The organism is Parafilimonas terrae (assembly GCF_900115755.1).
Taxonomy (GTDB): domain Bacteria; phylum Bacteroidota; class Bacteroidia; order Chitinophagales; family Chitinophagaceae; genus Parafilimonas; species Parafilimonas terrae.
In genome coordinates, this window is record NZ_FOXQ01000008.1 from 180,353 (window position 1) to 194,009 (window position 13,657).

Consider the following 13,657-nt stretch of genomic DNA (forward strand, 5'->3'; position numbering starts at 1 on the left):
AAGCATTAATCAGATCAGTAAGGTTATTATTAATGAACGCATGAGCCTATTGAAAAACACCATATTTTTAATTTGCATAGCATTTTTGATTTATTACGGTTGCAAGGCCTTTATAGAAATTTTTAATGCCTTTCATCTGGGCTTTAGCAATGCCTTTAACCGTAATATTTTTATGATTTTGTACTTTGCAAATTTATTTTCTAATGTGATTTATGCTTATGCGATATTATGCATCCCAACGAAACAAGAATTTTCCTTGCTATATTAACCGGTGTTTTAGTCATTATTTTTTTGATAGGGGTTTTTATCATTTCTGCCATTTATCATCAAAAGCAGAACGCGCAGCTCAAACTGGCTCAATTGAGCGTGCAGTTGAAGGCGCTTGAAAGAGAAAGGGCCAGGATCGCCGCAGATCTGCATGACGATCTTGGATCATCACTTGCTGCTATCAGGCTTCAGATTAAACATTTGAAAACCAACAATCAGAATGATGCGGCTATTATTGACGAAGCAAAATCATATATTGATGAAGCAATACAGAAATTAAGTTATGTGTCATTCAATATGATGCCCTTGATATTGCAGCGAAATGGGCTTTCGGATGCCATTAAGGAACTAACAGAAATGATTGAGCTCACAACTGCGATAAAAATTAAGTGTGATTGCACAGTTGATATAGGAGATAATGACAGAAGAATACATTTCTACCGCATTATTCAGGAAGTTTTAAATAACATCGTTAAACATTCTAAAGCTACTGCTGTGAATATCTCGGTCAGCAGGAATGAAAGATATATACTGGTTGATATAACTGATAACGGCATTGGATTCGACAAAGACAGGATAATAAAAAATAGTATCGGAAGAGGATTAAAAAATATAAAGTCCCGGGTGGAGGTACTAAAAGGTAAATCCTATTTATCAACTGGAATAAACAAAGGCGTACATTATTCGTTCGAGATTCCTGATACAGAACATAATGGATAGTAAAATAAAACTCATAATTGCAGACGACCACAATATGTTTCGTCGTGGTTTAAGTTCGGTGCTGGAACAGGTAAAAGACATTGTAATCTTAGCCAGCGTTGCAAACGGGAAAGCCTTGGTCCAGGCCGCAAAAGAATTAAAACCTGATGTAGTGATAACGGATATTGAGATGCCTGGGATTGATGGTATAACAGCTATACAGGAGATGAAAGCAGCCGGATTAGCAACGCGATCCCTGATCCTTTCAACGTATAATTCAAATCAGTTAATTGTAGATGCAATGGAAGCCGGCGCTCTTGGTTATATCACAAAGAATTCTGATGATGAGGAAATAGTTGATGCTGTTAGATGTGTATATGGATATCAGCATTATTACTGCAAAACAACAAACCTGAACTTGATAAAAAGAATTGCAAAAAGCGAGTTTAACCCATATAAACGACTGTCAATAGATTTATTAAATGATAGGGAAAAGATGGTGTCTATATTGTTTTGCCAACAAAAGACGGCTGAAGAAATGGCAAAAATATTATTCCTCAGCAAAAGGACTGTAGAAGGGATTAAAGAAAAGATCAAAAAGAAAATTGGAGCAAAATCCGATACAGGGATTGCCATTTTTGCCATTCAAAATGGCATTTATATAATTGAATGAATATTCATATTCTAACCCGAGTGCGTTGTTTTTGGATAAAATTGCTTAATATAATTCAAGTGGTACTTGAATTATATACTAAATCACGCATATATTATATATTTTTAAAACCAAAGCTAAAATCCAACAAGCCTTTAAAATGTTATCAACACAAATCGGAAAAACCATTAAGCAGATACGTATTTCAAAGCAACTTAAACAAAGCGCGGTGGCTGCAGCTGTAGGCATGTCGGTCACAGCCTATAGCGATATTGAACGTGGTAAGACTAACAATATAACTTTAACACGGCTTGAGCAGATAGCAAATGTTTTGGAAGTTCAGGTTGTTGAAATTATATCTTCTATCAGCCGTAGTAATTCCAATCATGCAAATTAACCTGATATTGATGGTACGTGTTCAACTTGGATGGATACATTCACGCAGAACAGGCTGTTATAATAAAGAATTATTAGAAATTTCAAGTACAACTTGAATTGTTGAAGCCCTGAAAATTTGTTTTAAACGATAGCGCGTTCTAATTTGCTTGCTCAATCTTGTACCTGTTGAAAACGCGATGAATGATTAGTCGCAATTTAAAAATATTGATGTTTGAATTTATTACTTTAAATATATCGGTCTATTTTGAAGAAGCCATAGAAAAAGCCTAAACAGAACCCTAACAACTGCTTAAGCAATCGTTGTAGAAAGTCGAAATAACCGAAGCTACATTTCATAAAATTGAAGTCTAAACTGGTATACGGCCATGTAATGACTATAGCTGTAATATGAGGTTGTCCCTGCATGCAATAACTTATATAAGCTTGCTGTTTTGCGTGAGCAAGATACAAGCACAAGCACTTAATAATATTACTAAGGTGCCTGTAAGAGAAATTGCAGCAAAGGCGAATTCAATAATACATGGAAGTCGTTTTATATCGCAACCACAACTCAAGGATTCTTTACCGAAAAAAAGCAATAAAAGGAGTGGCGTTAAATCCAATACGACAGTACATCCGCATATAGATTCAATGCCTGCAAGAAAAGGCAGGATATATATAGTTTCAAATATCAAAGATGCTAAAAGGTTACCACCAACTTGTGTATTACGTGAAATAAAACCTGCTAAATGCAAGTTGGTTGAATTTGTCTTTGTTGACACAGCAATAACGGTTAAGCCGGAACTTGCCGCTGACAATGGCTATGTATCCATCCCGGCAAGAACGCCTTTGATGGTAATTCATGGTAATATAGCCTATGATTATTTTTATCAATCGCGTCTGGATACACCTTTTATTGGTGAGGATTTGCAACAGCATACGATAACGACCCGCCTTTCTGTCCTGCTGAAAGATCAGTATCCGTTTAACGTGTCGCTGTCCAGCACTTTTGGTAATAGCCCATATATGCGAAATTTCTTCGGGGCGAACCTAGACTTTGATCAAAGGAAATTTACACAGATTGTCAAAAACAGGGCGGAGAACTTCATCAGAAACAGCATGGAGGACAGTAATGTATTCAAACAGCTGTCAGATGATTTGGATAAAAAAATCCGGGCGCTGAAAGAGATCAGGGAATGGCTTTATAATCCTTCCATCACGCAAAAACTGGTGGAAGCCCGGGAAAGATACCTTGCACGGCAACAGGCGCAGTTAGCGCAGCCACCTGCAGACACAACTACAGAAGATTGGTACACTCAGCTTGGTGCTCTGAAATTAAAAAACAGCGCTTACCGACTTAATAGTCCGAAATCAATAGGAAGAAACGCAGACAATAATGAGGATTCGGCATATAAGCGCTACCAGCGGTTTTATAATGAACAAAGAATAAAGGCCGATAGCATTGCCCGCGAAATAGACCAGCTGAAAGGAAAGCTTCTATCAAAGCAAAAGCGCCTGGATAGTACGCAAAAATCCCTGTCGGCCCGGATCAATAGCTATCGCGATCTGAATACGCTGAATGATAGTTTGAAAAAGATAATGCCAGATAGTGTGTTGCCTAAAGGACTTTCATTACTGGCTTCCCTGAGAAAATTGTCCATCGGGACTTCCACATTAGATTACTCTGAACTGTCGGTTAAGAACATTACTGTAACTGGCTTGCAGGTGGAGATAAATCCAAAATGGTATTATGCGGTAGCGGGTGGATTTATCAATTACAGGTTCCGTGATTATTATATGTTGAATGACAGCCGAACCCACCACGATCAGTATCTGGGTATAATCAGGTTTGGTAAAGGCAAGCCGGAAACAAGCCATTTATTCTTGACCTATTATTTTGGGAAAAGAAATCTATACAACTATGGCACTTCGGCGGACTCGGGTATAGCTGCAAAAAATGCCTTGTCCGGTATTGCACTGGAACAGAAAATTGCAGTGACAGACAACATCAGCATTACCGCGGAGTTGGCTAAGTCCTCAATGCCTTACTACAACAGGATGGCACAGGACAGCAAATTATCGAGTGGGGCATTTAATCTCAATGATAGGTCGAATGAGGCTTATTCCATTAAAGCAAATGTTGATATTCCCGGGACCAGCAGCAGGATAGATGGATATTTTAAGCGCTACGGAGAAAATTTTCAATCCTTTACCATGTTTCGGACAAACAGCCGGCAGACCGCCTGGCAAATACACTTGCAGCAGACGTTGTTTCAAAAACAATTGACCCTTAATGCGGCTATAAGAAAAAACGATTTCCTGAACCCCTTCCTGGACCAGCAACTGGTATCCAATACGGTGTTTAAAACACTCCAGGCTACACTTAGAATAAAGAAACTGCCGGTTATTTCCCTAGGATATTTTCCAACCACGCAGATAGTAAAATTTTCAGATGAAAAGTATATGGAATACCTGTTCAATAACTTATATGGAAGTGTTCAATATTATTATAAAGCAGGCGCACTGCAGATGAGCAGTTCAATAACAGCCACCAAATTTTATAACAGGAAGGCTGATAGTAATTTCGTATATTATAATGCCGGTAATATCTCTTTCAACCAGTCGGTATTTCTAAAAACATTCGTATTACAGGGAACTCTCAGTCAGTCCCAAAGCACCAACTACACATTGCACACCTGCGAACTGGGGTTACAGAAGAAATTTAAAAGACAGTATGCCGTTGGCGGAAGTTTGAAATATAACAAACAGGACATACTGCCTGATCCTCAAATAGGCTTTGCCCTGTATGGTGCAATGTCATTACTAAAAAATACCAGTATTCAATTGCGTGTTCAAAAAACCTATATGCCGGGGCCGGACCGCACGCTGGTTCCCGATAACATTGGGCGTGTAAGCCTGTACCAAAATTTTTAAGCATATGATTAAAAAATTATTGTTTTCTTTCCTGGTGCTGTGCATGGCAGCCTATAGCAAAGGCCAGATAACCATTGTACCACAGGTACCGCCGGCCGGGGTCATCGTCAAAAGCCAGCTATGGAACATGATGGTTGTAAGTACCGGAGATTATGCATCTGTGAGCATTTCACTCATACTGAAGGATGCCTCGGGCGGAAATACGGTTTTGAGCGGGGCTAGTAAAATGATCAATATAACGACGGGAAACAATCAATATGATTTCGCTGCGCTTTCTCCTATAACCTATGATTACCAGAGTCCGGATATGGGCAGCGATCCCGATGGTTTTTTGATTGCCGGAAGTTATATTGCCTGCTATGCAGTAAAAGAAAGTATTCATGGACAGGTTACTGAAACCTGTATTCCCATAGTAGTGGAACCAACCAGCCCTCCTCTATTGAACACACCTTATGATAATGAGGAACTGGTTTCCTATATCCCCAATTTCTCATGGATTCCACCTATGCCTGTTGAACTTTTCAGCAATTTAAATTACGATTTCAAATTGGTTGAGGTTCAGCCTGGTCAGAGCACGGCAGATGCTATCCAGCAAAACATTCCTGTTTACTTGACTAACCAAACAGACCCGTTTCTTTATTATCCTTCTTCTGCAATGAGCCTGGACACGGGTAAGTTATATGCCTGGCAGGTCATTGCCAATAATAACAGCACCTATTCTGTTTCCAGCGAGATATGGAGTTTCCGTATTGTTGATAATTATGATGAAGATACGTTGCTGGTGGCCAATGAATTGTACCTGCGCCTGAAGAATTATTCTGACGGTACGGTACCGCAGTGTAAAACACAATTACGGGTCGCTTATACTAATGCCAGCGTTGATTCGGTTGTTTCATATGTCGTTAAAGATGTTCGTGAAAGTGACCAGCCCGTGATCTCGTCCGGTGAACTGATATTGAGGCCTGGCCTTAATCTTTTATCGGTACCGGGAACCGGTAATCTGGAAAATGAAAGAATATATCTGTTCCAGCTTTTCAATTCAAGAAATGAAGTATGGAGTGTCAAATTTCAGTTCCAGGCGCCACAAAAATAATTATTGATTTTAATTCCAACTTATTATAGAGTATGATTAACCATTTAGTAAAGCTTCGCAAATCAATTGCCTTATTATTTGCCACCGTATTGTATTGTCAATTTGTTTTTGGTAGTGGCTTTTGGATGAGACCTGGCAGGTATTCGGTAATCCGTGACATACCACAGAAAAAATTAAATATCCCTGTTCCAAAATTTGAAACGGAACAACGGGAACCCACAATTAAAGACTATGCAGCAAAAGAATTTACAGGCGGGCCTACTCAACCCGAGATGCAGGCTTTTAGTTCTGTCAACAATGCCAACATGGTTGATCTGTTCACGGGTGATTTTTCCTATAATATTCCCTTAATGGATGTCGGTGGATATCCGGTAAATATCTCTTACAGCAGCGGGGCGATGATGGACCAGGAAGCCAGCTGGGTAGGCTTGGGATGGAATATCAATCCGGGTACCATCACCAGAAACATGCGGGGCTTGCCGGATGACTTCAGCGGTGGCGCTGACACCATTCAGAAAACAACAAAAACAAAAGAGAATAAGACCATTGGTGCCAGCATTGGTGCCAGCATGGAGATCGCGGGTTTTCCAACCAATGCCTTTGGTGCAGGTCTTAATTTATCAGCAAGTACCGGTGTCTTTCATAATACATACCGGGGATGGGGAATGGAAACATCATTTAGCCCGAGTATCAATGTTGGCAACTCAGCAAAAGGTACCCTTACGGGTGGCCTCTCCATTCAAAATAGTAGCCAGGAAGGACTGACGCTTTCGCCATCTTTTTCTTACCAACTGACACAAATGCGGGAGGACCTGAATGCAGGAGGATATCTTTCCAGCGGGCTTTCCTATAACAGCAGGACCGGGATAAAAGGATTGCAGTTAGGCTTAGGGATAACACAATATAATAAGGCTAATGATAATCAAAACAAATCGGTGAGCAGCAACTATTCCTCATATATTTCATTTGCAAACCCTACCTTTCTGCCGAGAGTTGAAAACATTTATACATCCACTGGTTATACCTTTACCGCCCAGATAGGTCTGGAGAATTCATCCCTGCATCCTTCCGGCAGCCTAACAGGATATGTTTCAACGCAGGAAATTGCAGCAGAAGACCAGGTTCGCAGTATTCCTGCTTACGGTTTTTTACATGCATATGACGGATCAAAGGATTCAAAGGGCATTCTCGATTTTAACCGTGAAAAAGAAATACCCTACCGCGAAAAGCCTGCTGTTCCCATTATAGCACTTCCTTACTATACACCCGATGTGTTTTCTATTACAGGAGAAGGCACAGGCGGCATGTTCAGGGCTTACCGGGGTGATATTGGATTTGTGCATGACAGTTATATAAAAAGTAAAGATAATTCCGACCGGTTCAATGTAGATATTGGTGTTGGAAATCTTTTTCATGCAGGCGTTGATCTTAACCTGAACAGAACTTTCACGGAAACAGGAGCCTGGAGAACAAACAATCTGTTATCCGGCAGTATTGATTTCACAAAATCGTCAGGCGATTATGAAGCTATATATTTTAGAAATCCGGGCGAGAAAACGGTAAACACAGCAGGCTTTTATAACCGTATAGGTGGCGAGGACTTGGTGTCCGCTGAGCTAACGCAAAACGGCCTTTCCAGTTCAATTAAAGCAACCAATTACTTAAGGAGGTTTAAAAACCAGGTTTTCCAGGGCAGAACCCTTTTAACGCCTGCAACAGCATATAAGGATCAGCGGGATAAAAGAAAACAAGTCATTTCTTATCTCACTGCGGAAGAAGCTTCCCTTGTTGGTGTTTCAAAATACATTGAAACGTACGATCTTAACAAATGGGGCCTTGCCACGTGTAATGACGGCATTTTACAGCAAATGGATAACAGGGGCGGGTTGGAAGCAACTTTTTTTGATAATATTGATTTTCTTGGCACCGGAATAACGCAGATAATTCCAGCAATTGATTATTATCGGAAAAAAGATGGCAACGGCAAATTAATGCCTGCTGCAATCACCACTACTGGAAATAATTTCTCTGCAAGATTTAAAGGGAGACTATATGCCCCTGAAAGCGGTGCGTACAAGATATCTTTCAAAACGGATGATGGCGTGAGAGTGCGCCTTAATGATTCGGTAATTATCGATGAATATCACAGGCAAAGCCCGACTAAATATACCAGCGATGTATTAAATCTTGTCAAGGATCATTTTTATGATCTCAGCATTGAATATTTTCAGGGCAAAGGCCGGTATTATGTTCAACTGTCCTGGGAGAGACCTGGAAAAACTGATACGATAATAAGCCCGGATTATTTGTATCAGCCGGAGAAAATCACCACGTTTAAAGTGCCGGGAACACCTTTAACACTTGAAAAGCGGGTTAACAGTTTCCGGCAGTCAAATCATATATCCGAGGTAAGTGTATTAAATACAGATGGCAGGAGATATGTTTATGGTATACCTGTTTACAATCTCAAACAAAAAGACGTTAGCTTTTCTGTTGACCCTGCCGGCGGTAACAGTAATGAAGGCCTGGTTAAATACACGAAGAATGTTGATAACTCTCTTCTGAATAGACAGGGACAGGAAAACTTATATACAAGTGAGCTTACGCCTGCTTATGCCCATTCTTTTCTGCTGACACAGATTTTATCACCCGACTACGTAGATGTAAATCATGATGGTATAACAGATGATGACCTAGGAGATGCTATTAAGTTCAATTATTCCAAAGTTAGCGGCGTTGATAATCCGTATAACTGGCGGGCGCCATACGTGCAGGACAGCGCCAGCTATCAGGAACTATTGAAAACATATAACCGGGACGACAAGGCAAGCTACACCTATGGCCAGAAGGAACTGTGGTACTTAAATTCTATAGTTTCTAAAAATATGATTGCAACCTTCACCCTGCTTGACAGGGATGATATGCTGCCAATTGGTGAAAATGGAGAGAAACTTGCCAACAGTCATACTGCTAAAAAGTTAGACAAGATCGATCTTTATTCGAAAGCGGATTTTATAAAGAACGGAACAAATGCAGTACCGATTAAAACAGTTCATTTCGAATATTCTTATGAACTATGTAAGGGCATAAACCGACCGGTCAATACATCTACGGGAAAACTAACTCTTAAAAAAATATGGTTTACCTACAACGGCAATGATAAAGGAATACGGAATCCCTACACTTTTACATATAGCAGTATTAATCCTGACTATAATATTGCTTCGTCTGACAGGTGGGGCAGTTATAAAAGTGCTTTACAGAACTCTGGTTCTACTGCCGGAAATATGATAAACAATGCAGACTATCCTTATGCATTACAGGACAGTACTACGGCATCAAAGAATGCATCAGCATGGGCACTTACGGAAATTTTACTGCCCTCAAAAGGAAGAATGGAAATCACCTATGAAAGCGATGATTATGGGTATGTCCAGAACAGGAGGGCAACCGATATGTTTAAGGTTGCAGGTTTCTCTCATACCAGCAGTTTTGTCGCTTCAGGTTATAATAAAATGTATGATGACGATGATAAATTATATATGCTGGTTAAGGTTCCAACACCGGTAAGTAACACGAATGAAGTTTTTGAAAAATACCTGGAAGGTATTTCAAAACTGTACTGCAAATTGTTTGTAAAAATGCCGGCAAATGAATTTGGTTCGGGCAGTGAATTTGTTCCCTGCTATTTCCGGCTCGCTGGCGGAACAGGGAGTTATGGGGTTACAACCAATCATAACATTATATGGCTGAAAATGGAAGCCATAGATAATGAAGGTAAAGCTGGAGGCGACTACAGCCCTTGTGCCAAAGCAGCTATACAATTCTTAAGATTGAACCTTCCCTCAAAAGCTTATTCCGGTGCTGAAACTTCGGATGACCTGGATTTGGGCCAGGCAGTGAAAATGATCGGAACTATGTGGGGCAATATAAAAGATGCCTTCACCTCTTTTGATAAAATAGCTCGTGGCAATTCATGGGCTCAGGTTATAGATACATCACGTTCCTTTATAAGACTGAATGATCCTGATTATAAAAAATATGGCGGTGGCCTGAGAGTAAAGCGTATAAAGATTTATGACAACTGGAGTTCACTTACCCAAACGGCCCAGTTGCCCGGTGAGCGTGAAGCTGTTTACGGACAGGAATATGATTATACGACTATAAAAAATATTCATGGACAGCAAATAAAAATAAGCAGTGGCGTTGCCAGTTGGGAACCTGCAATAGGAGGCGATGAAAATCCTTTTCATGTACCTATTGAATACCTGGAGCAGGTGGCTCCGCTGGCTCCAGTTTCATTAGGATATGTGGAAGAACCGGTTGGAGAATCTTTATTCCCTGCACCTTCGGTAGGCTATAGTGAGGTAAGAATTCAATCAATCAATAATAAGAAAAGTAAGTCCGCCAATGGGTATGAAGAAGTAGGGTATTATACAACGTACGATTTTCCAACAATCGTTGAAAGAACAACCATTAATAGCGATTCGAAAAAAAGATACAAACCTGGCCTGGCTAACTTTTTAAAGATTGATGCAAAGCACTATTTAAGCATCTCACAAGGCTTTAAGATTGAGCTGAACGATATGAACGGGAAAATGAAATATCAGGCCTCGTTTTCTCAAGCAGACACATCAGCCCCGGTTACTTCTACCCGGTATTTTTATAAAGTGGATGATGCAAATGCTTCTTATAAGCATCTGAATAATTACGCCACCGTAATGGGGCCTGATAATACAATCGACACGGCTGTATTAATAGGGGAGGACATCGAGCTTATGGCAGATATGCGCCAGCAGCTTTCAGTCACCAATGGTAATAACTTCAATATTAACACTGACTTCTTCACTTTTCCCTTTCCCCCGGTTTTTGTATTGCCCTCATTTTTCGGTCTCGCCCAACGGGAAGAGAATTTGTTCCGGACGGTTGCCTTGACAAAAGTGGTTAACCGGAGCGGGATACTGGACAGCATCGTACAGATGGATAAAGGCAGTGTGGTTGCTGTCAAAAACCTGGCGTACGACAGGGAGACTGGCGAAGTTCTACTTACAAGAACAACAAATGAGTTTGAAGACCCTGTATTTAATTTCACTTACCCATCACATTGGTATTATGACGGCATGGGGCCTGCCTATAAAAATATTGACGTTGTACTAGATGATATAAACATACTCGATGGAAGGATAACAGCGGGCCTCCCTGCAGGCAAGACAGAACTTGATTATTTCACCGGGGGCGATGAAATGCTCGTTGCCAGCAGGGAGAAAACCTCTGCGGCTACATGCCCCGATGCATCCGGCATAGCTTCTTTTCCTTCCTATACTGAATTATGGACCATTAATACAAGTTCAGTGAATGGTAGTACGCCTGAAATCTACTTTGTTGATAAAAACGGTAAGCCTTTTACCGGATATAACATGTCCATTAAGATCATCCGTTCCGGCCGGCGAAACATAGAAGGATCAATCGGTGCTGTTACCTCCCTGATTAATCCTATGAAAAAAAGTGGGTCAAAATATGTGTTGACGATTAATAATGCGGCGCAAATCATAAATGCAAACGCTATTGAGTATAAAGAGCTATGGAAAACAGCCAACGCTATTGATTGTAACGCCTGTCCTGAAGGCAGTATCAGCAAGAATGGTCAGTGTGTAAAATCGATTGCACCGGTTTTTATTAATGATAGCTCAGAATATACAGTATGTTATGCAAGTTCTCAGGCAGACGAGTACAGCTCGTGCGGCAGTTATATTTATTCAAGTTTTAATACGGATAAGAGTGAATTTGTAAGGAGCCCGATAGATCCGTCAAATCTTTATTGGATCAATGTTGGTATGTCCGGTTATTGCCATTTACCTAGCGAAGGGGAGGGGCAATCCCTGTTCAGGTCAGAGAGTGTTATTTTAAGAGATTCATCTGTTGCATCATTCAGCGCTGCGGAAAGAAGCCTGCAGGCATTTCAAAACACTTCAATTGTAGAAAATAAAGGCCCGTTAAACCGTGTGGGTATATGGTTATGCCAGGATGATCCCAGTAATACAGCAATGTTGCCACAGGGGGAATGGAAAGGTTTTGTAAGTCAGTTTACCGCTCCTGTTACCGGAACGTATTATGTGGGCGCTGCCGCAGATAATCTGCTGCGGTTAAGATTAGATAATGTGCTGCTGATTGAAGATAAAATTCAGCCGGCTACAGACAACTCAAACTTCAGTATCTGGCATTTGTATCCGGTCAGCCTTACCGCCGGTGTCCACAGCATCCAGGTGGAAGGTTATAACGAAGTAACGTCCGAGAGTTATAATCCTGCCAGCATTGGTGTGGAAATATACAACAATACTGAAGCAGAATTGCGGGCTGCACAGAGTGACACCAGCCTGGATATTGTCTTTTCCACCAAAAACCTGATAGGCACATCACAACCTTCTTCCGGTCATTTTGCATGTTCCGTGGGCTTTGCCCTGGATTCCACTTACGGCACCTACTCCTGTGACTCGGTTGTAAATCCTGTTTCTGAATCCAACTTTTATAATTTAGGGTTGCTTGGCAATTTCCGTCCTCAAAAATCTTACGTTTATTACGATGACCGCAAAGAAACAGACCCTGCTGTAACACCGGATATTAAACAATATGGAACTATTATAAATTTCACGCCTTTCTGGAAGTTTTCTTCCAATAAACTAATCAAACAGGCAGATACCTTAAAATGGGTTTGGAATGCAGAATCAACGCTGTATAACCGGAAAGGGTTCGAGTTAGAGAACAAAGATCCGTTGGGCCGGTATAATTCCGGCCAGTACGGCTATGGCAATTCGTTACCGGTAAGTGTTGTTCAGAACAGCCCCCTGAGAGAATCGGCTTATGAGGGTTTTGAAGATTATGACTTTGGAACCCAGATATGTGATAATGTGTGCGCGATACCACTTCACTGGGATTTTTCCGCAAACGTGGGCAATATAGTAAGTACTGAAAGCCATACAGGGCGAAAAAGCCTGCTGGTAAACGGCGGTACTTCTATCAGCAACACCGTGCGGGTTAAAAGTTCTGTAGCGGAAGAACCTGTTCTCGGGCTGGTTACAAAAGCAAGTGTATGCCCGGCATTCAGCGGCAATACGCTTAATAATATTTCAGTAGATACTTCAGCTGTTGTCCCTTCCTTTTCTCCCCATAATGGTGCTTCCATATTGTTCAGTGCCTGGGTAAAAGAACAACAGGATTGCAGTTGTATAGACTATACTAATAATAATGTCACTATTGTGTTCACGAATCAATCCGGTAGTGCCATCGCAACTGTGGTGCTGACGCCTTCGGGAAACATTATTGAAGGCTGGCAACGCTATGACAGCACCCTTACAATTCCGGCGGGTGCCTACAGTATGACACTTTCATTACAGGCAACAAGCAGCAGTATTCCTGTGTATTTTGATGATGTCCGGATTACACCTTTCAATGCAAATATGAAATCTTTTGTTTACGACGCTGTCAGCCTGCGGCTCATGGCTGAACTGGATGAAAACAATTATGCTACCTTCTATGAATATGATAATGATGGCACACTGATCCGGGTAAACAAGGAAACAGAGAGAGGAATACAAACAATCAAAGAAACAAGAAGCTCACTTTATAAAGAAAACTAA

General features: G+C 40.9%; 6 protein-coding genes. All 6 read left to right on the forward strand.

What is annotated here, in order from left to right; genetic code table 11:
* Positions 1 to 228: 228 nt before the first annotated feature.
* The 6 genes from BM015_RS14185 (at position 229) to BM015_RS14210 (ending at position 13,657) form a co-directional block, all read left to right on the forward strand.
* Positions 229 to 987 carry a sensor histidine kinase gene (locus BM015_RS14185; RefSeq protein ID WP_090659686.1) on the forward strand — a complete coding sequence of 253 codons (759 nt, stop codon included), beginning with the start codon at positions 229 to 231 and terminating at the stop codon, positions 985 to 987.
* Positions 980 to 1,639, forward strand: coding sequence for a response regulator transcription factor (locus BM015_RS14190; RefSeq protein ID WP_090659689.1), 660 nt, complete (start codon positions 980 to 982; stop codon positions 1,637 to 1,639). Before BM015_RS14185 ends, BM015_RS14190 begins: the two co-directional genes overlap by 8 nt.
* A 139-nt stretch (positions 1,640 to 1,778) precedes the next feature.
* Positions 1,779 to 2,015: a helix-turn-helix domain-containing protein gene (locus tag BM015_RS14195; protein ID WP_090659692.1), complete on the forward strand. Its 237-nt coding sequence runs from the start codon at positions 1,779 to 1,781 to the stop codon at positions 2,013 to 2,015.
* Positions 2,016 to 2,452: 437 nt separating this feature from the next.
* Entirely contained in the window at positions 2,453 to 4,930 is a 2,478-nt protein-coding gene (locus BM015_RS14200) for a hypothetical protein (RefSeq protein ID WP_143075875.1), read from the forward strand.
* Positions 4,931 to 4,934: 4 nt separating this feature from the next.
* Entirely contained in the window at positions 4,935 to 6,023 is a 1,089-nt protein-coding gene (locus tag BM015_RS14205) for a hypothetical protein (protein WP_090659697.1), read from the forward strand.
* Positions 6,024 to 6,055: 32 nt separating this feature from the next.
* Positions 6,056 to 13,657 (forward strand): PA14 domain-containing protein, encoded by a 7,602-nt coding sequence (locus BM015_RS14210; RefSeq protein WP_090659700.1) that lies wholly within the window; start codon positions 6,056 to 6,058, stop codon positions 13,655 to 13,657.